The organism is Vibrio sp. 397 (assembly GCF_033339395.1).
Classification (GTDB): Bacteria; Pseudomonadota; Gammaproteobacteria; order Enterobacterales; family Vibrionaceae; genus Vibrio; species Vibrio alginolyticus.
Genome location: NZ_JAWOUN010000001.1, coordinates 362,944 through 383,476 on the forward strand (window position 1 = coordinate 362,944; position 20,533 = coordinate 383,476).

Consider the following 20,533-nt stretch of genomic DNA (forward strand, 5'->3'; position numbering starts at 1 on the left):
CTCTCGGTGGAGAAGGCAACCTGAGCTCAGACCATTTTTTATTCATAACCGTTCGAAGTGATTTCGGATGACCAAAGGATGATGGATCATGATTTGGTACATTGTTAAGCGATTAGCTATCGCTATCCCCACGCTTCTATTCATCGCACTCGTATCATTTTGGCTGATGCACATTGCACCAGGGGGACCATTTGATATGGAACGGCCTATGCCAGAAGTGGTACGTGCGAATATCGAAGCAAAATTCCATTTGGACCAGCCCTTCCTTACTCAGTTTTGGATTTACATTGGTAATTTCATACAAGGAGATCTCGGTCCGAGCTTCGTTTATCAAGACTTCAGTGTTACACAGCTCGTCGCACAATCATGGCCAGTTTCAGCAGTATTAGGCGTACTCTCCTTTTGTATCTCCGTTCCACTTGGCATGTTACTTGGCACCATTGCGGCATTGAACCGAAATAGCCGCCTAGATTACGGCCTGATGACACTTTCGATGACTGGAGTTGTGGTTCCGGCTTTCGTGCTTGCTCCAGTTTTAGTCATGATCTTCGCTATTCAGCTCGGCTGGTTCCCTGCTGGTGGTTGGGAAGGGGGAAAACTGGCTTTCCTTGTTCTTCCCGTGCTCAGCCTGGCGATTGGCTCCATTGCGAGTATTGCACGCGTCATGCGTGGCGCAATGATTGAAACACTCAACCAACCATACATTCGAACGGCAAAGGCCAAAGGTTTGTCCACAACCTACATTTTATTCCATCACGCTTTGCGACCATCCCTGATTCCCGTCGTTGCGATGCTCGGCCCTGCGTTTGTGTCTGTCGTGACAGGCTCGGTAATTATCGACATTTTCTTTGGTACAGGTGGCATGGGACAACACTTTGTGTCTGGGGCTCTCAACCGCGACTACGGCCTAGTAATGGGCATTACTCTGATTGTCGCTTCACTCACTATCTTCTTTAACCTTGTGGTCGACTTGCTATATACGATTATCGACCCTCGTATACGCGTTTAGGAGTACGGCATGTTAACGATCAAAAAACTGGATACACAAGCTCTTCAAGATCAAGTCGTCGACAATATTGAAGCCGTCGAAGGTCGCAGTCTTTGGCAGGATGCATGGACTCGATTTCGTAAAAACAGAGCCGCGATGACATCAGTGTATGTTTTGGCGTTCATTACCTTATGCATCACCTTCGGCCCCTCTCTTGCCGCTTTTGGCCATGATGAAATTGACTGGGAAGTGCTCATCGATCCATACGAGCTAGGAAAACCTTCACTGAGCAGTGGTCATTACTTTGGTACCGATGATCTCGGGCAAGATGTTTTCGCTCGCACGATGCAAGGTGGCAGGCTCTCTATTTTGGTAGGTTTTGTTGGCGCCTTAGTCGCCGTTGTTATTGGTACGATTTGGGGAAGTATTTCCGGCTATCTTGGCGGCGTTGTCGATAGCGTAATGATGCGCATTATTGAGGTGCTCGATTCGGTGCCATTTATGTTTATGGTTATCCTGTTTGTTACCCTTTTTGGCAACAACATCTACCTGATTTTTATCGTGATCGGAATGGTATCTTGGCTGGGCATTGCCCGTGTTGTACGTGGCGTCACCTTCGGTCTAAAAAAGCGAGAGTTCATCGAAGCCGCACACTCTATTGGGGTTTCTAAATTGACAATTGTCCGACGCCATGTTCTGCCTAATGTTCTTGGGATCGTGATGGTTTATTCCTCCTTAATGGTACCAGGATTCATTATGTTCGAATCGTTTTTGAGCTTCTTAGGGCTTGGTGTTCAACCACCAGACACGAGCTGGGGAATCCTAATTTCCGAAGGCGCAAAAATGATTGACGTTGCATTGTGGATGCTGCTTTTTCCCTCTCTGTTTTTAGTTGCCACCCTCTTTTGTTTTAACTTCATCGGCGATGGCTTGCGTGATGCTCTTGACCCGAAAGACCGATAAGGACAAACCCATGCTATCTATTGAAAACATGAACGTGCGCTTCGATACGCCAGATGGGCAAGTGCAAGCGGTCAGTAATCTCTCCTACTCGATTAAAGCGGGCGAAACTCTTGGGATTGTTGGGGAATCAGGTTCGGGAAAAAGCCAGTCTGTTTTCGCATTAATGGGGTTAACCGCGGATAACGGCGCCGTGTCTGGAAGCGCAATGTTCCACGGTGATGATTTACTCGCGATGTCTAAAAAGCAGCTCAACCGCATCCGTGCAGAGAAAATCGGAATGATCTTTCAAGATCCGATGACGTCACTCAACCCATTTATGAAAATTGGCAAACAGCTTTGTGAAGTTCTCATGATTCATAAAGGAATGACCCGAAAACAAGCAAAAATTGAATCGATTCACATGTTGGATGCGGTGCGTATTCCCTCTCCCGAAACTAGGATGAATCAATACCCTCACGAATTATCTGGCGGAATGCGTCAGCGAATCATGATAGCGATGGCCTTGTTGTGTAAGCCCGAGTTGTTAATTGCAGACGAACCAACCACCGCGTTAGATGTAACCGTTCAAGCTCAAATTTTGACGCTATTACGAGACTTACAACAAGAGTTCAATACGGCTATTTTACTGATCACTCACGATATGGGCGTCGTCGCCGAGATGTGTGATCGCGTATTGGTCATGTATGGTGGTCAAAAAATGGAGCAATCAGATACCGAGACATTGTTCGCTCAACCTGCGCACCCCTACACTCAAGGCCTGCTAAAGGCGATTCCTTCCATCACTGAAGATATGCCGCGTTTACCAACCATCCCAGGTAACCCACCAAGTGCGTTGATTAACCATCAAGGGTGTCCGTTTAAAGAGCGGTGCGAGCATCGAGAGACGCGTTGCCAATACGAAACCCCACGGTTTTCTCCATTAAACACGAGCCAGTCCATTGCCTGTCACGTTAAAGCACCCAGTGTTATCACTCCCATTCAAATAAAAGCTTAAGGAGGCGTTATGAATAAAAAAGAAGTCCTCATGTCTGCTCGTGATTTAAACGTCCACTTTCCTGTTTCACGTCATCTTATTCCAAGTCGACGTAAAATCGTGAAAGCGGTCAATGGTATCGACTTAGATGTTTACCGAGGTGAGACACTTGGCATTGTGGGGGAATCAGGCTGCGGAAAATCAACACTTGCTCGCGCCTTACTTCGCTTAATTGAACCTACACATGGCGAGTTGACTTGGAAAGGTCAAGACATGCTCGGGTTTAGTAAAAAAGAGCTTTCCTCTCGACGCAGAGAATTTCAGATGGTGTTTCAAGACCCATCCGCTTGTTTGAATCCGAGGTTAACCATCTCAGAATGCATCGCCGAACCACTGCTCACCCACGAGCCAAAGCTTAAACGGGCAGAGGTAGAAAAGCGTGTCATCGCTATGATGGATAAAGTGGGTCTCTTGGCGAGCCAGCGAAACCGCTATCCACATGAATTTTCCGGAGGTCAATGCCAGCGTGTGGGCATTGCCAGAGCATTAATTCTCAATCCAGATTTGGTCGTGTGTGATGAACCCGTTAGTGCACTAGATGTCTCCATACAAGCTCAGGTCATCAATCTTCTAGATGATCTTAAACAAGAAATGGGGTTAACACTGGTGATGATTGCGCATGACTTAAGCGTGGTGCGCCATATCAGCGACCGCGTTATGGTGATGTATCTTGGTAAACCTATGGAAGTAGGACGTTACGATCAAGTATTTGATGATGCTCAACACCCCTACACCAAAGCACTGTTATCTGCTGTCCCGATAGCTAATCCGCAATTAGCACGTGACCGTGAAATACAACTATTGCCCGGCGATCTTCCTTCTCCACTTAACCCACCGAGCGGTTGCGTTTTTCGTACTCGATGCCCAGAAGCAACAGAAGTATGCGGGCAACAGAACCCAATAAAAACAGGCTCGGAGCAGCATCATATCTATTGCTCAAATATGACTTTAGGAACCATTTAATGAACAATACTAACTCAGTAAACCAACGCCTTACGTTATTGCGTGAGGCAATGTCCTTTCACAACGTGTCTGCATATATCGTGACCAACAATGACCCACATAACAGTGAATACTCAGCGGATCATTGGTTAGCGCGAAGCTGGATTTCAGGTTTTACCGGCTCAGCAGGCGATGTCGTCATTACCCAACAAGGTGGTGGCCTGTGGACTGATGGTCGTTACTATATTCAAGCTGAAGAACAGTTACACGGCACAGGACTTGAACTGTTTAAAGCCAAACAACCAGAAACGCCGACAGTTGCCAAATGGCTGGCTACCACGCTACCAGAAAACAGTATTATCGCGGTTGACGGGCGCGCCATCAGTTACGCTTTTTATCAAGGCCTCAAACAAACCTTTGAAGCGAAAAACATTAAGATCATTCTCGACCTGGATTTACTCACACCGATTTGGCTTGAAAGACCACCTCGCCCAAGTGCACCCGTATTCGAGCACCCCACCGCTTTTGCTGGCGTTGACACTGAAAATAAGTTAGCGAGAATCCGTTCTTGGTTAACCGAGAACCAAGTAGATAGCTTATTAGTGTCAACGCTAGATGATGTCATGTGGACAATGAATATTCGAGGTGGTGATACGAATTACTGCCCAGTTTCTGAAGCCTATCTAGTCGTAGAGCAATCACTTGCGACACTGTTTATTGATAAAGCCAAACTGCCTCAAGACGTTGAAAGAGCGCTGACCGATCAGAGTGTACACATTCGCCATTACAACTACGTAAGTCAGTATTTGAATCAGCAATGTGAGGGATTATCGCTCGCTTTTAACCCGACCCACACAGACAGCTTATTGGTGAGTTCGATTGAAGGGAATGTGAATCTAAAGCCAATGGCTTGCCCTGTAACGGCAATGAAGGCCATAAAAAATGCGACCGAGCTAACTAGCCTAGAACAGGCATTAACAGATGATGGTGTGGCAATCGTAAGGTTTATGAACTGGCTAGAAGAGCAAGTTCCAAGCGGATTCGTTACAGAATTGTCTGCTGAGGCACAACTGAACCACTATCGCCGTCAAACCCGACATTATGTGAGTGACAGTTTCCGTACTATCGCAGGCTTCGCAGCTCACGGGGCAAAAATGCATTATGCCGCCGATGAAGAGAGTAATGCGGCGGTCAATGAAAGCAACTTCTTTCTCGTCGATTCTGGTGGCCAATACCTTGGCGGGACAACAGACATCACCCGTACTTTCCACTTCGGGTCACCGACCATTAAGCAGCGCAAAGATTATACCTTGGTGCTCAAAGCGGTCATCCGACTGACTCAGACTCGATTTATGAAAGGCTCTACGGGTGCCAATCTTGATATCATGGCGCGTGGCGTCTTATGGCAACATGGTATTGATTACAAGTGCGGCACTGGACACGGCGTGGGCATTTGCTTGAATGTTCACGAAGGCCCACAAAATTTCTCGCAAAGCCACCACGAGGTTGAACTAAAACCGGGTATGGTCATTACTAATGAACCAGGCGTTTATCGCGAAGGTGAGTACGGGGTAAGAATAGAGAACATTCTTAAAGTTGTAGAAGTAGAACAAAATGAGTTCGGCACGTTTTACGGTTTTGAGACCATCACTCTTGCTCCAATTGCGACCAACGCCCTTGATTTATCAATGCTAGATCAAGCAGAGCTAGACTGGCTCAATCATTACCATTCACGAGTCTATCAAGCACTTAGCCCTTTTCTTGATACGCAAGATAAAAACTGGCTTCAACGCACAACCCAACTTATTGAGAAATAGGATATCAGCAAGCTTTATAACGTTTTCATTTTCATCTCAAACTCCTTGTTTGCCAGCCTTCGGGCTGGTTTTTTTTATAGAGATAACGGCGTGAAAAACAAAAACGCCCCGCAATGTTAGCGAGGCGATCAATTAAATTAAAATGATGCAGTTAAAATGCCCTACTGACGACACTTCTGAGCATCAAAATCAACGACGATGGCGGCATTCTCAAAGTCACCAGATACTTTAACATAGCCCCAGTAGTTACTCTGATTTGACAACGTAATACACTCTCCATTACCAATATTATCTGACCACCCGTGAAGATTAGCACCATCCGGCCAACCAGAGTTACTGTATTCAAGCTTTAGGTTGCCCGTACCATTCCCCGTCGTTATCGCCAGATTTGAGCTCTCATTCACCGCTGGCACGCTTAGCCAAATGGTTTGTTGATTTGCCAAGCAAACGGGCTCTCCTGCTGTTAGGCGCCCACCGCTTACTTTACTTTGCACCGCGCAGTCTTGTGGCAATGTGTCATTACCGCCCAACGTTGAGATAACAACACTATGAGTGGCGGTTGCCGTCAAGCCTTCACTGTCTGTCACACTTAGACTGACCGAATACTCCCCTTCACTCCCATATTGGTGCGTCGGCTTGGTTTGTGTACTTGTCGAGCCATCACCGAAGTCCCATAAGACGCTGACGATCTTCCCGTTTGGGTCTGTACTGTTTTCACTGCTAAATGTAATGCTTTCACCGACTTTCCCCTTGTTGTTTGCGGTTATGACTGCATTAGGTGCACCATTTGAGACAAGGGCTTGCTGCCACTGCTCAAACTCACTTTGATACAAATTCGCCCATTGGGTGATCGTTGCTTTGTAATTGCTCCAATTCCCCTGGCGTGTTTCCACCAGCATTTGGTTTACGTCATCTTTATGATTTTCAAACATAAAACGTACAGCTAAGTACCCCCAACGATAAATTCGATCGACATCAAACCCATCATAAGTAGTCTCGAAAATCTCACTTAAGGTATATGTCGAGCCGTCTAGAATCGTCTCAAGTGCTGCTTGGTTGTCATTTTCTTGAGCGACATACTCTGCAATGCCTTCACTCCACCACACTATTTTTTCAGTTGGATGACTAAACCCTCCATAGAGATCAAATCGACCATCTAAGTAATGCACGTATTCGTGCTCTAAGTTCCAGACAAAGTGATCCGCGTTCGCATAAGAGGCTTCATAAGCAATAAAGTTGGGAATATTCCCCGGCTGGGAAGGATCGCCCTCCAAGTACATACCGCCATTGTCAGTACTAATATCGAAAATTGGCCCTGCGTACTTACCATAATCGGTGCTTGAATCGAAGATATTGACTTGGAGCTGAGTATTATGGTCATCTTTTACTGGCTGTTCACCAGTTTCTAATGACTGATGAAAGTAACCCTCTTCGTAACCCATTTTAGAACATGCGGCCGCGTGTTGCTCTTGCGTCATATTCTGGGACAATATTCGAATTGTTGGACTACAAGTATAAGTTTGCGATAGCACTAAGCCTTTTAGCTCAGTTTCGAAATTACAAATTCCGAACTCACTACAATCTGCGTAATATGAGGCGGTGTCCGCCGCCGCAAGCCAAACCGCGTCACCCCGACCATACATTTCATACTGTTCAAAGATTCGACTCAGCTGACTCTTCACCACAGAACTCGCGTTACCCGTATATTTGGTCAGACGCCCGAGCTCTCGCCCCGCATTCGCGGCCATAAACTCATCTTCAGCACCGATTGATGACGCCCTCAGAGCAAAATCGCCTAAAGCTTTGGCAAGGTCTGTTTGGTTACCAACTACTTGCACAAATTGCTCGTTCCACTGCCCACCAAACAAAATAGTGAAAACACCATTAACCGCATTGCGCATATACCAGTGCTGGGCGTATTGATCATTCCAACGTGTAAGCCACTGAGTCACTTGCGGTAAGTACGCGTGCTGCAAGCCCGCACTATCCATAGTGATGATGACTTCACTAAGCACTTTGCCGTGACGGTCGCTGTTCTCGTAGAAATTTGCGTTGTTAACAAACGCATCCACTGATTCTTTCACCGCTGGGGTGACCCATTCAATAAATGAGATGTTGTCATTGTAAAACTCGGCGTAATAACCCGCGCGCAAGTATAAGAACAACGTTTCTAGTTCATCGCTCCCGCCACCTGTATACCCCTTCGCCAATGTCGTAGTACGCTTCGCAATGTTGTACATATGATCGGAGCTAAATACCGACTCTTGAATCCGACTTTCAGCAGAGAATAGCTGGTTCACACACGTCGCGCCCTGACTTAAAATTTCGCCGATCAATTGGTTACTGCTTTCGGTAACCAATGCTTCCAAATCACAAGCAGTGCTCGACTCATCAAGGCTTTCAAGTGACTGTACTCGAGTTGCCTTGGAGGGCTGAATAGGGAGAGTTGCGGTTGGTTGGTATTCAACTCGATTGGATTCAACACCGTGTGTATGAGCCGAATGTGCATGTTGCTCTGTAACTTGAGAAACTGGCTCGCTTAACGCAAATACGCCAGTGCTGGTTAATGTTGTCGCAATCGCGACACTCAAAGTCTTCAGTTCCATCTAATTTCTTCTATATTGAGTTTTCCTTAGATGCATTACGTCTTTTGCATCGCCACTGCCCTTATTACTGCAAGAGCATCTCCATATAATCTACTCGCAAGACAAGAAGAAACATTTTGTTAACAACTAGATGTGGCGGTATCAGTTTTTGGTACTCGAGTTGCCGTTGCACGGGCTTGCCAGAAATCGATTTGCTTTAGTAATATTGATCAACTAGTTGTTTATCTTTCCATTCAAATATCTTTTATTGCTCCTCACAAAAGCGATAAAATGGTTTCTTTTCTTTTTGCTAAACAACTCCTATGACCGACGCTGATATTGAGCTACAACACCTTTGGTTAGAAGTCCAAGCCGAACGCTGGCAAAACCTGCCACGCTTTTTATTCAGTTACTACTGCTACAAGCACAACCTTGTCAGTAAAACCAACAAAGTTTGCTGGGAGACGGCACGTGCAAAACTGCGCGCTTCAACATCAATAAAAGAGCGAAAAAAGGCGGTGGTTGAATCGTTAGTCCCTGAGGAAACCGTGGTTGGGTTATTGAAAGCCATCAGCAAAGATGGGGAAATGACATTTGACGTGATGGGAACCACACTTGATACGTTTTTGCATTATGTTGTGATTAGCAAGGAAGAAAAAGCGCGACTTAAATCAAACATGCCAGCTAGTTGGTATCAGCAATCAAACAAGTCGCCTTTGGCACGTTTCGAGCAGGCTGGCATTAATCTACAGGAGTGACATGTCAGTCATCGCTGACGACAAACACAAAAGACAAGCGCCTACAATGAGGCGCATTTGGTCAAAAATTGAGGAGCACCTAAACAAAAGTGCGTAGCGAGCAACAAAGAAAAAGTTTGGTTATTCTTGAATGCCTCGAATGCGTACATTACGCCTACGTAGAACTTCTAAAGTCACGAGCAAACACACCGACATAAAAATCAGCAACGTAGCGACCGCCAATATAGTCGGACTGATTTGCTCTCGAATTCCTGACCACATCTGCCTAGGAACGGTTTTTTGTTCTGCCCCAGTCAGGAATAACGCCACCACAACCTCGTCGAACGAAGTGCCAAAAGCAAACAAGCCACCAGAAATCATCCCCGGACGAATAAGAGGAAAGGTAATGTGTCTGAAAGTATAAACAGGGTTTGCTCCTAAGCTAGCCGCCGCTTTTACCAAGCTATGGTCAAAGCCGCTTAACGTCGCAGTAACGGTAATGACGACAAAAGGCGTACCTAACGCAGCGTGTGCCAAAATGACGCCTAAATAAGTTTGTGATAAGCCAAGGCGTGTGTAGAAAAAGTACATCGCAGCAGCAGAGATAATGACTGGTACGATCATGGGTGAGATCAACAGCGCCATAATCGTATTGCGAAAAGGCAAATTACTACTTGCTAAACCCAACGCCGCCAGAGTTCCTAGCCCTGTTGCAACGAGTGTCGCCATAAAAGCAATGAACGTGCTGTTTTTCAGCGCCAACAGCCACTGATCACTAGTAAACATTTCTTGATACCAGCGAGTAGAATACGCTGCCGAATCAAGGTTTAGCATCCCCTCGGTAAAAGTAAAGTAAGGCGTTGCATTAAACGATAACGGGATGATGGTCAGAATTGGAGCGATTAAAAAGAACAGCACCAACCCACAAAAAACTAAGTAACCTGCGTAAGCGACTCGCTCTACTTTTGATGCATAGTTTGGTAATGCCATGGTTATCCCCCTACCTTGAGGTTGTTAATGCCAACCACACGGTTGAACATATAAAACAGAACCAGTACAACGAACAAAAGCAGTCCACCCAATGCGCCAGCCATCCCCCAGTTCAGTGATGTCTGCATATGATAGGCAATCATATTGGAGATCATCTGTCCGCTTCTTCCACCAACCAAAGCGGGCGTAATGTAGAAACCAATAGAAAGAATGAAAGTAAGCAAAGCCCCCGCACCTATCCCCGGTAAAGTAAGCGGCATATAAACTTTGATGAACGCAATGAAAGGCGTCGCGCCTAGAGAACGAGCGGCACGGAAATAAGTTGGGCTAATTCCTTTCATTACGCTATACAGAGGCAGGATCATAAAAGGCAACAGAATGTGCACCATAGACACCACCGTTCCGAAGGTATTGTGAATCATCTGAATTCGCTCAGAAGTAAAACCCGACCAAATAAGGAGATCATTAATGACCCCTTGGTTTTGCAGCAGAACAATCCAAGACGTGGTTCTGACTAATAATGATGTCCAAAATGGCAGCAGCACAATGATTAAAAGTAAGTTCGCGCGCTTATCAGGTAAATTGGCAAGCAGGTAAGCAACGGGGTACGCCATCACCAAACAAATTAAGATGATTGAAATAGACATCCAAAAAGTTTTAAAGAAAAGGTCGACGTATATTTGGCGTTTTTCTGGTTGGGGTTCAATGTCTCCAAACTCATTCACTTGCAAGTCTAGCGCTGCAAGATAGTGACTGAATGTTAATGCGCCACTAAGATTCTTAAACGCCGCCCAATATTTAGGATTAGCCCAACGCTTATCCAGCTTAGCCAACTGTGTCACCGAGCTCGGCAGCGACGTCAAACGAGAAAACTTTCTGCCGGTTTTCATGAGTAAACTGCGCATACCAGACTCTTCAATATTCATCCGGTTGGCTATTTTCGGTAGATCTTTGCTTTGATAAAGCGCAAGTACTTCAACAGAGAATGCCTCAATGACTTCTTGATGAGGCTGACCTTGATAATCCCAACTTTCTAAGGCTTGAATAGTTTGTGGTAGTGACAGGGATATTTCTCGGTTATCCACGCTTCGATAAAGCATGTCGAGGATAGGAAAAGCAAACGTAAGCAGAATAAAACACACCAATGGCGTTGTGAGCATAATGGAGCGAAGCTTTTTTCGGCGCTCGGCCTTTTGCAACTGCGCTTTCAAATTGGTTTCTTGCTCATGAACTTGGCGTTCGATTTCCAATACAGAATCTAATGCGGTTAGCTCTCGACTCATGCTGCTACCTCGCTACTTTGAGTTTGTGTCCCATCAAGAGCATGGCAATCGTCACTTTGCCAACCAATACGACAAATTGAGCCAGGCGTTAACTGCAAGTGTTTACGATTATCGTTAGGTACTTTAACGATGAAGTGACCAACGCTCTCTACTTCGACGACCAAACGATAATGATCACCGTGATAAATCAATTCTCGTAGGACGCCTGAGACTTGGTTCTCACAAGACGCTTTCTCTGGTTGAATAACAATCTTTTCTGGTCGAATGGAAAGCGTTGTTCTCTGCCCTTGCTCAGAGACTCTGACAGGTTTCGCAGTAAATAACTCTTTCCCAACGAGCACTTGGCAATACTTTCCGTTCCACTCTTTGACTAAACCTGAGAGTTGGTTGTTTTCTCCGATAAACTGCGCAACAAACGTATTACTCGGAGATTCATAAAGCTCGGTTGGTGTCGCGAGTTGTTGCACTTCGCCGTGATTAAAAACCGCAATACGGTCGGACATAGTGAGAGCTTCGTCTTGATCGTGCGTCACATACAAAATGGTAATGCCAAGCTTTTCATGCAAATGTTTAATTTCCATCTGCATTTGCTCGCGCAGCTGCTTATCTAATGCGCCTAGTGGTTCATCCATCAACACGAGTTTAGGCTCAAACACTAATGCTCGCGCTAACGCGACACGCTGTTGTTGACCACCTGATAACTGCTTTGGGTATCGAGTCGCAACATGCTCAAGCTCGACCATTTCTAATACACTCTGAACTTTGCTTTGAATCGTGTCACTGTCGAGTTTTCGCACCTTTAAAGGAAACGCAAGATTCTCAGCAATGGTCATATGTGGAAACAACGCATAGTTTTGAAACACCATACCAATATCGCGCTTGTGCGGCGCGAGATGATTGACAGGAACGCCATCAATATAAATGTCTCCACCGGTCGCAGTTTCAAAGCCTGCTAGCATCATCAAGCAAGTGGTCTTGCCCGATCCTGACGGCCCCAACATAGTAACAAACTCTCCAGGAGCAATATCTAAGTTGAAGTCTTTCACCACCAAATTCGTGCCATCGTAGGTTTTCTTAACGTGTTGAAAGCTGACATAGTCCTTGTTTTCCGTGCTCATGACTTCCCTCTTCTCATTTTTTGAATATTACGAATGAGTAGAGCGTCAGTTAACGCTCTACTAAACAGCACAATTACAGATTGTATTTGGATAGGTCTAAGCGGGTTTCTAACGCATGTTCAACCATTTGAATGACTTGTTGACGCTCTTCACCTTGTAAAAGTTGGCGTGGCGCACGAACTTGTTCAGAGCCACGTCCGCAGACTTGCTCGGCCAATTTTATGCACTGAACCAGCGTAGGAATGGTGTCTAAACGCAGTAGAGGTAAGAACCAACGGTAGATCTCTAACGCTTCAGCATAACGACCTTGGCTTGCCAGTTTATAAATCGCAACGGACTCTTCTGGGAATGCGTTGGTTAAACCAGAAATCCAGCCGGTCGCACCTAGCATCAATGATTCAAGAGCGATGTCATCAACACCACTGAACACGGTAAAGCGGTCATCAAATTTATTGTAAAGCTCGGTGATACGACGAGTATCAGTGGTCGACTCTTTGATAGCTACAATACTTTCAAACTCAGCCAGTTTCGCCATGATGTCGAGGTTTACATCGACACCATAAGCAACCGGGTTGTTGTAAATCATGATTGGCATTTCTGGCGTTGCTTCTGCTAGCGTGCGGTAATATTCGAACGTTTCGCTCTCAGACGTGCGGTAAACCATGGCAGGCATCACCATACAACCATCGATACCAATTTTGTACGCATCCTGCATGTAATCAACAGCTGCTGTGGTAATAGACTCTGCTGTACCAGCAATCAAAGGCGCACGGCCATTTACGACTTCTTTTGCCGCTTGCAAGACCTGGCGTTTCTCCTCCGGGTACAACGCACAGTTCTCACCGACAGTACCCAAGCAGATAATGCCATTCACACCATCTTTAATTTGGTTATCTATAACAGTTTGCGTTGCGTCTAAGTCGATTGACTGATCTTGACGAAATTGCGTACTGACCGCCGGATAAACACCTTTCCAATCAATTTTCATGAACTACTTTCCTTATATGTATATTGTATGCAATTTAAATGAACGAGCAAAAATGCTCAGGCATGGCTATCTATGCCATTTTCTAACAACACCGCCTTTACAGCGGCCAAATCAGCCAAAGCACTGCCAACTGATTTGTATAAAGTAATGACCTCATCGTTTTGACGTCCTGAGATTTGTTGGGCGCAAAGCTGCGGTAATTCCCCTTTAATATCGTCTGACGTGAACACGCCCTCTTGAATTGGAATGAGAAGATCGCCCGCTTCGGCTAATACATTAATACGGCTATCAACATACACCTGTGCTCGTTGCACTGCTTCGGAGTCGCATTCACGCTTATCCAAGTCATGATTACCGACCAAATCAATATGGGTGCCCGGCTGCACGTCTGCGCCATTAAACAAAGGCTCTGCTGATGCGGTAATACAGCTGATGATGTCAACGTGTTTGATAACGTGGTCCACATTTTCTACGACTGAAACACGGAACCGACGCTCATCAGGAAGCGACTGATACTCTGAAGATGACACAATGGCATCTACCGTCGCCTCGGCTTTGTCTGAGTTACGCCCCCAAATATAAACCTGCTTAAGTGGGCGAACCGCAGCGTATGCCCACGCAAAATAAGGCGCAAGATTGCCCGTTCCGAAGATCAACAGACGATCAGCATCGGGACGCGCTAAATAGTCCGCTGCCAACGCAGAAGCTGCGGCGGTGCGCCAAAACGTTAAAACTTTACCGTCCACGAGTGCGAGCGGCTCACCATCGTTTCGTCTAAAAACAAGCAGCTTAGATGCAAGCGTATCTTTGCCTTGCTCAGGGTTATGCGGGAAATACGTAAAGGCTTTCACCGCAATTAACTCCTGGTTCCAAGCTGGAAGTAGCGCAAACGCCTCGTATTCTCCCTCTTCTAAGGGCATGACTCGGCGTTGAGGTATTGTTGCTGGCCGCGAGTACATTTCACGCATCGTTTCAATAAGAGACTTCATTGTTAAACATTGCGCGACTTGCTGTGCTTCGATGACTTTCATCATTTCTCCGAAAACATAAATACAGTTGAGGAAAAGTACGGAACCTCACTTATGGATGAAAACTTGGCCCCATACACAATTTAACGCCTAGTTAAGCAGCCAGGTATTAAACTCTTCATTTAGTTCATCTGCGTAGTCTGACCACCATTCATCGTTAATCAGGAAGGCGGTTTGGAAGTTTTGAGGTGCGGTAGGAAGGTTCGCTAAAATGTCTGGGTTCACCTCCGCCGAAGACGACTTACGCGTAGGCCCATAGGCAACGTACTTAGCTTGATCAGCTAATGGTTTTGTTCCTGAAGAAAAAGCAATAAAGTCCAATGCAAGCTTTGTGTTCTCACTCCCTTTAGGTATCGCCCATCCATTCATGTAACCCATTTGACGGTCCCATATAATCCGAAATGGTTGACCTTCATCTTTACGGGCATTGTGGATTCGGCCGTTAAACGCCGAGGCGATCACCACTTCTTTGTCTGCAAGCATTTGAGGTGGCTGGGCTCCTGTTGTCCACCACAGCACTTCTGATTTGATCGTATCCAACTTAGCAAACGCACGCTCACGCCCGGCTTCGGTTTCGAGCAGGCTGTAGACCTCTTCTGGTTTTACACCATCAGCCAATAGTGCCCACTCAAGATTACCCTGAGGTTGTTTTTGCAATGCACGTCGACCTGGAAAAGTTTTTAGGTCAAAGAGGTCGGTCAACTTGCTAGGCAAAGCCTTACCTTTAAACGCGTCTTCGTTCACCGCTAATACAGTGGACACTACGATGGTATTGATTGCGCATTCGTGAATCGCACCATCAATAAAATCCTCTTGTGCTGGTGTTCCATCAGCTCCCGGAGGCAAAATACTTGGGCTCACTGGTTCTAATAGCCCTTCTGCACAACCACGAACAATGTCCGGCTTGTCGAGAGAAACCAAATCCCAGCGCACATTGTTCGCTTCCACCTGCGCTTTAATTTCGGCTAATCCGCCGCTGAAATCCTCGGATACGATCTCGACACCTGTTTTTTTAATGAAAGGCTTGTGATATGCCTCCACTTGGCTCTTGGTGAATGCACCACCCCAAGATACGACCGTCAATTTGTCTTCAGCATAAGCAGAGGTCCCCAACAGCATTCCTGAAATCAACAGCGCCAATGGTGCTTTGGTCATTCGTGACATGTTTTACTCCTTTTGGTTGTTTTTCTGGAGGCATCCGAGTACGGCTGTTGGACACCATTCTTGTTAAAATTAAGTTAACATTAGCATTTAATATATTTTATACAATATTTAATATTAAATTTTTCAGGCAAATCGTTGTAATGAAAAAGGTGAAAGATCAATCGATGTCGGCTTTCCTTCGATAAGCTCTAAAAGGAGATCTGCCGTAATCGCCGCTTGAGTTAATCCAAGGTGTTGGTGGCCAAATGCCAGTAATACATTTCCATCCCAAATGCTATCAATAACCGGTAACGAGTCGACTGTTGAAGGCCGATTACCCATCCACTTTTCTCCTTGCTTGAGTGAATGTAACCCCGATTCAAACATCTCATCACCTAACTTAAAAAGCATTTCTGAACGTTTCATATTGGGTGGTGACTCTACATCGGCATACTCAACAGTGCCTGCCAAGCGTAGCCCACCAGACATCGGAGTCATGATGAATTTTCTATCGGCAGAGCTAATAGGAAATGGCAGTACATCATGCTTGTCGTCCACCATTAGGTGATAACCTCGCTCGGCTTGAATAGGCACTTTGACTCCGGTTAGCTGCCGTATCAAAGGCTTAGAATGTACACCAGCGGCAACAATGATTCGGTCAAATGAATACGTTTGAGACTCAACCAGCACCTCGCCATTTTTCGCCAACGCAGATACACCGTTTTGTAAAACCTTACCGCCAAGAACTTCAAAAGCTTCACTTAGCTCAACACAGAGCTGATAAGGGTCTAGCGTATGACCTGTATCGGGAAAAAAGACGCCGACACGAACCTTATGGCTGAGATCAGGTATCCGCTCTCGAATCGCCTCTTGTGTCCAAACTTGATACGCCACACCGTTTTTAGCCAGTGAGTTAAGCGTGCTTTGATAATTCTGAAACAGTTTCTCGTTTTCAAAAGTGAGCAATGAACCATTCATTTTTATTAGATGTGCTTTTCCGATTGAATCAAGCACGCCACGCCAACTTGCCACTGACCGCTCGTTAAGACTCTTAATCGCGTTTTTTGCCCGCTCCGCGGCTGATGGCTTTGTTTGTAATAGAAAACGAATCATCCACCCGATTGTGTTTGGAATATCTTGCCAACGGATCGAAACCGGACTTTTGGAATCTAGCAGCATTTTAGGTAATTGTGGAAGCAGCGCTGGCGTTGCAAGAGGGAAGATTTGCTCAGTCGCGATATGACCTGCATTTCCCTTAGAGCATCCATTCCCCACGCCATTGGGATCAAAAATCGTGACTTGATAACCTTGTTGCTGCAACTTCAATCCAATTGATAAGCCAATAATCCCCGCACCTATCACGGCGATCCTTTCCTTTTTGGTTTCATCCTTGACCAACATAAATATGCTCCGAGTCACACTTGAAAACGTAGATTGTATACAATATATTTTACATTACGTTAACATCACTATTGTTTAATTCAACCATTTTTTCAGCAAGGAGCGAAAAATGAGACAAGGAACTTTTTTCTGTATTGATGCCCACACCTGCGGCAACCCAGTTAGGCTGGTCGCAGGCGGTGTGCCTCCACTCGAAGGCAATACCATGAGCGAAAAGCGCCAATACTTTCTTGAGCATTATGATTGGATTCGTCAGGCACTCATGTTTGAGCCTCGCGGACACTCAATGATGTCGGGGTCAGTTGTCTTGCCTCCTTGCAGCGATAACGCAGACGCTTCAATTCTGTTTATTGAAACCAGTGGCTGCTTACCAATGTGTGGCCACGGCACCATTGGAACCGTCACTACCGCTATCGAGAATCGCCTTATCACTCCCAAAAAAGAAGGCCGTTTGATACTTGATGTCCCAGCAGGACAAATCGAAGTGCACTACCAAACAAAAGGTGACAAGGTCACGTCAGTGAGGATATTTAACGTACCAGCTTACCTTGCCCACCAAGACGTAACCGTGGACATAGAGGGCTTAGGTGAGCTCACTGTCGATGTTGCTTATGGCGGAAACTATTACGTAATCGTCGATCCTCAAGAAAACTATGCCGGACTTGAACACTACTCTCCAGATGAAATTTTGATGCTTTCACCAAAAGTTCGCGAAGCGGTATCTCGAGCGGTTGAGTGCGTACATCCAGAAGATCCAACAGTATGCGGTGTTTCTCACGTGCTATGGACCGGAGAGCCCACTCAAGAAAACGCCACCGCTCGAAATGCTGTGTTTTACGGCGACAAAGCGTTGGATCGCTCGCCATGTGGTACGGGTACTAGTGCACGCATGGCGCAATGGCATGCAAGAGGCAAACTCAATCAAGGAGAAGACTTTATTCACGAAAGTATCATCGGCAGCCTATTTCAAGGACGTATAGAAGGCATTACCGAAGTGAATGGCAAAGCCGCTATTTTGCCAAGTATTGAAGGATGGGCACAAGTATACGGTCACAACACAATATGGGTAGACGATGAAGACCCATATGCGTACGGATTTGAAGTGAAGTAATAAGGATAGTAAGGAAGAATGATGAACCCACAAGAACCAACCACTTTTTACGCAGTCAACGCCTTTACTGGTGAGCCTCTACCTATTGCGTTTCCGGTACATGGAGAGCAAGAAGTTAATCAAGCCGCCTCAGCCGCCCAAAACGTTGCGCGTGAGTTTCGCCAACTAAGCAATGCAAAGCGAGCGAGCTTACTTTGCTCTATCGCCTCTGAATTGGAAGTGAAGAGTGAAGAAATCGTTGCTCGTGCTCATTTAGAAACTGCCCTTCCCGAAGCACGTTTAAGCGGTGAAATAGGACGTACAGCGAGCCAATTAAGACTATTTGCCGAGGTTGTGAGCTCGGGTAATCACCATCAAGCAATTTTCGATACGCCAAACCCAGACCGTCAACCACTGCCGAAACCAGATATTCGTCGTCAGCAAATCGCAATTGGCCCTGTCGCCGTGTTTGGTGCGTCTAATTTTCCGCTCGCATTTTCTACGGCAGGTGGTGATACGGCTTCGGCACTGGCAGCTGGCTGTCCTGTGATTGTAAAAGGCCATACCGCCCACCCTGGCACCAGTCAACTTGTTGCAGAGTGTATTGAGGCTGCACTTGAGAAAGAGTGCTTACCGCAAGCCATCTTCACGCTATTGCAAGGCAACAAACGCGCACTTGGCCAAGCACTCGTTACCCATCCAAAAATTAAAGGGGTTGGGTTTACAGGTTCCGTCGGTGGTGGCCGTGCGCTGTTCAATCTAGCTCAGCAAAGACCAGAGCCAATCCCCTTCTATGGTGAACTAGGGGCGATTAATCCAACATTTATTCTCCCTTCAGCCATACGAGCAAACGCCTCATTGGCTGAAGAGTTTGTGGCTTCTATGACTTTGGGCTGTGGACAATTTTGTACAAAACCAGGCGTTGTATTTGTCTTGAATAGCCCAGAAACGCAAGCCTTTATCGAAATCGCTCAAGGGTTAATTCGACAACAATCAACGGCCACTTTGCTAACGCAAGGAATCCGAGAAACGTATGAATCCGAAGTGGATAAGCGAGCTTCCGAAACAGGCATTAACGTAACTCGTTCTGAACAAGCAGAAGTGACCAATGTCGCACCAGCACTGTTCGTGACGGACAGTAAAAACTGGCGTAAAAACCCGCAATGGGAAGAAGAAATATTCGGTCCTCAATCGTTGATCGTAATCTGTGAAGATTTCGATGACATGTTGAAACTGAGTGATTCACTGACTGGCTCGCTCACCGCAACCCTTCACGCTACCGCTGAAGACGAAGAACAAGCCAAGCAACTGCTTCCAAGTTTGGAAGAAATCGCCGGACGCCTTGTATTCAACGGTTGGCCAACTGGCGTCGAGGTTGGTTACGCTATGGTTCATGGTGGACCCTATCCGGCTTCAACCAATTCTGCCTCAACATCTGTCGGGGCAGAGGCTATTCATCGTTGGTTGCGTCCCGTCGCTTATCAAGCTTTACCAGAATCTTTATTGCCGGATTCATTAAAAGCGTCGAACCCACTGGGTATTCAACGCGCCATAGATGGCAGTGTGTCCCAATAAAATCACCAAATGGCTCAAAAAGGCATCAACTGATGCCTTTTATTTCACTCTACTTCTCAAAACCTTCTTTCCTAGTTGGTTTGTGCCAGAAAAACAATAAACTACTAAAGTAAAATGGATTGGATACAATATTAATTTCACGGGAGACTTCAATGTCACAGAAACCTGTTTTTAAAACGCGTACTCAGCTCGTTGAGGAAGCAATTCGAACTCAGATCTTGAAGGGCGAGTTAAAAACTGGTCAACCTTTACGTCAAGATGCGTTAGCAAAAGAGTTTAATGTTAGCCGAATTCCTGTGCGTGAAGCGTTAGTTCAATTGGAAGCACAAGGACTCGTTAGCTTTGAACCTCACAAAGGTGCGACGGTCACTGAGCTATCTCCAGAGAAAATCAATGAGCTATTTGAACTGCGCGCTGTCGTGGAATGCCACATTTTAGAGCGCGCGATTCAAAATATGACAGACGCTGACCTTGAACGCGCGCGCGAAGTTCGCGAACGTTTCGAGTCAGTAGTGAACAGTGGCGACGAAGTAGAAGAATGGAGCAACTACAACTACGAGTTCCACAAAGCCCTATATGCGCCAGCCAACATGCCTGAAACTATGGACGTCATTTACAACCTGAACACAAAGTGTGACCGATACATACGCATGCAGCTATTGTTTACTACAGGCATTAAAAAGGCAGAAGAAGAGCACTTAAGCTTGTTTGAAATGTGCCAAAATCGCGATATCGAAGGCGCCAAGTACCTACTGAAAAAGCACATTCTAGAAGCAGGCACAGCGATTCGAAACCTGCTGCTTGAAAGGCAAAATATCAGCCAGTAAACGGAATAACGAATAAGGTGATATT

General features: G+C 46.0%; 17 protein-coding genes. 9 read left to right on the forward strand and 8 right to left on the reverse strand.

Going from position 1 to position 20,533, the window contains the following annotated elements; all coding sequences use genetic code 11:
- The first annotated feature begins 88 nt into the window (after positions 1 to 88).
- Genes oppB through R7P36_RS01660 form a run of 5 tightly spaced genes read left to right on the forward strand, consistent with a single transcriptional unit; the run spans position 89 to position 5,743 of the window.
- Positions 89 to 1,009: an oligopeptide ABC transporter permease OppB gene (gene oppB, locus R7P36_RS01640; RefSeq protein ID WP_005377838.1), complete on the forward strand. Its 921-nt coding sequence runs from the start codon at positions 89 to 91 to the stop codon at positions 1,007 to 1,009.
- Between the two features lie 9 nt (positions 1,010 to 1,018).
- Complete coding sequence (locus R7P36_RS01645) at positions 1,019 to 1,951, forward strand: ABC transporter permease subunit (protein WP_213899312.1); 933 nt, start codon at positions 1,019 to 1,021, stop codon at positions 1,949 to 1,951.
- Positions 1,952 to 1,961: 10 nt separating this feature from the next.
- Positions 1,962 to 2,945, forward strand: coding sequence for an ABC transporter ATP-binding protein (locus tag R7P36_RS01650; RefSeq protein WP_017820901.1), 984 nt, complete (start codon positions 1,962 to 1,964; stop codon positions 2,943 to 2,945).
- 9 nt (positions 2,946 to 2,954) lie between these two features.
- Positions 2,955 to 3,947 carry an ABC transporter ATP-binding protein gene (locus R7P36_RS01655; RefSeq protein ID WP_017633963.1) on the forward strand — a complete coding sequence of 331 codons (993 nt, stop codon included), beginning with the start codon at positions 2,955 to 2,957 and terminating at the stop codon, positions 3,945 to 3,947.
- Positions 3,947 to 5,743: an aminopeptidase P family protein gene (locus tag R7P36_RS01660; protein ID WP_213899311.1), complete on the forward strand. Its 1,797-nt coding sequence runs from the start codon at positions 3,947 to 3,949 to the stop codon at positions 5,741 to 5,743. Before R7P36_RS01655 ends, R7P36_RS01660 begins: the two co-directional genes overlap by 1 nt.
- 161 nt (positions 5,744 to 5,904) lie before the next feature.
- Here the strand turns inward: R7P36_RS01660 and R7P36_RS01665 are convergent, their stop codons facing one another.
- Positions 5,905 to 8,349, reverse strand: a complete 2,445-nt coding sequence (locus R7P36_RS01665) for a collagenase (protein ID WP_213866578.1) — start codon at positions 8,347 to 8,349, stop codon at positions 5,905 to 5,907.
- A gap of 302 nt (positions 8,350 to 8,651) precedes the next feature.
- Here R7P36_RS01665 and R7P36_RS01670 point away from each other — a divergent pair, with 302 nt between their 5' ends.
- Positions 8,652 to 9,086 (forward strand): hypothetical protein, encoded by a 435-nt coding sequence (locus tag R7P36_RS01670; protein WP_203346416.1) that lies wholly within the window; start codon positions 8,652 to 8,654, stop codon positions 9,084 to 9,086.
- Positions 9,087 to 9,206: 120 nt separating this feature from the next.
- Here R7P36_RS01670 and R7P36_RS01675 read toward each other — a convergent pair whose 3' ends face one another.
- The 7 genes from R7P36_RS01675 to R7P36_RS01705 form a co-directional block, all read right to left on the reverse strand.
- Positions 9,207 to 10,055 (reverse strand): ABC transporter permease, encoded by an 849-nt coding sequence (locus R7P36_RS01675; RefSeq protein ID WP_005393492.1) that lies wholly within the window; start codon positions 10,053 to 10,055, stop codon positions 9,207 to 9,209.
- A 2-nt stretch (positions 10,056 to 10,057) separates the two neighbouring features.
- A complete protein-coding gene (locus R7P36_RS01680) occupies positions 10,058 to 11,338 on the reverse strand; it encodes an ABC transporter permease (RefSeq protein ID WP_318121993.1) in 1,281 nt (426 codons plus the stop codon).
- Complete coding sequence (locus R7P36_RS01685; protein WP_048626301.1) at positions 11,335 to 12,456, reverse strand: ABC transporter ATP-binding protein; 1,122 nt, start codon at positions 12,454 to 12,456, stop codon at positions 11,335 to 11,337. The genes R7P36_RS01680 and R7P36_RS01685 overlap by 4 nt, the downstream gene beginning before the upstream one ends.
- 73 nt (positions 12,457 to 12,529) lie before the next feature.
- The gene (locus R7P36_RS01690) at positions 12,530 to 13,444 is read right to left on the reverse strand and encodes a dihydrodipicolinate synthase family protein (RefSeq protein WP_213899309.1); all 915 of its coding nucleotides are present in this window, start codon (positions 13,442 to 13,444) and stop codon (positions 12,530 to 12,532) included.
- 56 nt (positions 13,445 to 13,500) lie between these two features.
- Complete coding sequence (locus R7P36_RS01695) at positions 13,501 to 14,475, reverse strand: ornithine cyclodeaminase family protein (RefSeq protein WP_054730112.1); 975 nt, start codon at positions 14,473 to 14,475, stop codon at positions 13,501 to 13,503.
- 87 nt (positions 14,476 to 14,562) lie between these two features.
- Entirely contained in the window at positions 14,563 to 15,636 is a 1,074-nt protein-coding gene (locus R7P36_RS01700) for a polyamine ABC transporter substrate-binding protein (RefSeq protein WP_017633955.1), read from the reverse strand.
- A 123-nt stretch (positions 15,637 to 15,759) separates the two neighbouring features.
- Entirely contained in the window at positions 15,760 to 17,016 is a 1,257-nt protein-coding gene (locus tag R7P36_RS01705; RefSeq protein ID WP_213893800.1) for an NAD(P)/FAD-dependent oxidoreductase, read from the reverse strand.
- A 109-nt stretch (positions 17,017 to 17,125) separates the two neighbouring features.
- Between R7P36_RS01705 and R7P36_RS01710 the strand changes: the two genes are divergently transcribed.
- The 3 genes from R7P36_RS01710 (at position 17,126) to R7P36_RS01720 (ending at position 20,508) form a co-directional block, all read left to right on the forward strand.
- A complete protein-coding gene (locus R7P36_RS01710) occupies positions 17,126 to 18,127 on the forward strand; it encodes a 4-hydroxyproline epimerase (RefSeq protein WP_017820891.1) in 1,002 nt (333 codons plus the stop codon).
- Between the two features lie 21 nt (positions 18,128 to 18,148).
- Positions 18,149 to 19,681 (forward strand): aldehyde dehydrogenase (NADP(+)), encoded by a 1,533-nt coding sequence (locus tag R7P36_RS01715; protein ID WP_017820890.1) that lies wholly within the window; start codon positions 18,149 to 18,151, stop codon positions 19,679 to 19,681.
- Between the two features lie 152 nt (positions 19,682 to 19,833).
- Positions 19,834 to 20,508 (forward strand): GntR family transcriptional regulator, encoded by a 675-nt coding sequence (locus R7P36_RS01720; RefSeq protein WP_005377862.1) that lies wholly within the window; start codon positions 19,834 to 19,836, stop codon positions 20,506 to 20,508.
- Positions 20,509 to 20,533 lie beyond the last annotated feature (25 nt).

Excerpts from the sequence above, each read along its gene's own strand:
- R7P36_RS01675 (WP_005393492.1), bottom strand. The coding sequence starts at position 10,055 with ATGGCATTACCAAACTATGCATCAAAAGTAGAGCGAGTCGCTTACGCA.
- R7P36_RS01700 (WP_017633955.1), bottom strand. The coding sequence starts at position 15,636 with ATGTCACGAATGACCAAAGCACCATTGGCGCTGTTGATTTCAGGAATG.
- R7P36_RS01680 (WP_318121993.1), bottom strand. The coding sequence starts at position 11,338 with ATGAGTCGAGAGCTAACCGCATTAGATTCTGTATTGGAAATCGAACGC.
- R7P36_RS01685 (WP_048626301.1), bottom strand. The coding sequence starts at position 12,456 with ATGAGCACGGAAAACAAGGACTATGTCAGCTTTCAACACGTTAAGAAA.
- R7P36_RS01650 (WP_017820901.1), top strand. The coding sequence starts at position 1,962 with ATGCTATCTATTGAAAACATGAACGTGCGCTTCGATACGCCAGATGGG.
- R7P36_RS01715 (WP_017820890.1), top strand. The coding sequence starts at position 18,149 with ATGAACCCACAAGAACCAACCACTTTTTACGCAGTCAACGCCTTTACT.
- oppB (WP_005377838.1), top strand. The coding sequence starts at position 89 with ATGATTTGGTACATTGTTAAGCGATTAGCTATCGCTATCCCCACGCTT.
- R7P36_RS01670 (WP_203346416.1), top strand. The coding sequence starts at position 8,652 with ATGACCGACGCTGATATTGAGCTACAACACCTTTGGTTAGAAGTCCAA.
- R7P36_RS01710 (WP_017820891.1), top strand. The coding sequence starts at position 17,126 with ATGAGACAAGGAACTTTTTTCTGTATTGATGCCCACACCTGCGGCAAC.
- R7P36_RS01665 (WP_213866578.1), bottom strand. The coding sequence starts at position 8,349 with ATGGAACTGAAGACTTTGAGTGTCGCGATTGCGACAACATTAACCAGC.
- R7P36_RS01720 (WP_005377862.1), top strand. The coding sequence starts at position 19,834 with ATGTCACAGAAACCTGTTTTTAAAACGCGTACTCAGCTCGTTGAGGAA.
- R7P36_RS01705 (WP_213893800.1), bottom strand. The coding sequence starts at position 17,016 with ATGTTGGTCAAGGATGAAACCAAAAAGGAAAGGATCGCCGTGATAGGT.
- R7P36_RS01655 (WP_017633963.1), top strand. The coding sequence starts at position 2,955 with ATGAATAAAAAAGAAGTCCTCATGTCTGCTCGTGATTTAAACGTCCAC.
- R7P36_RS01695 (WP_054730112.1), bottom strand. The coding sequence starts at position 14,475 with ATGAAAGTCATCGAAGCACAGCAAGTCGCGCAATGTTTAACAATGAAG.
- R7P36_RS01660 (WP_213899311.1), top strand. The coding sequence starts at position 3,947 with ATGAACAATACTAACTCAGTAAACCAACGCCTTACGTTATTGCGTGAG.
- R7P36_RS01645 (WP_213899312.1), top strand. The coding sequence starts at position 1,019 with ATGTTAACGATCAAAAAACTGGATACACAAGCTCTTCAAGATCAAGTC.
- R7P36_RS01690 (WP_213899309.1), bottom strand. The coding sequence starts at position 13,444 with ATGAAAATTGATTGGAAAGGTGTTTATCCGGCGGTCAGTACGCAATTT.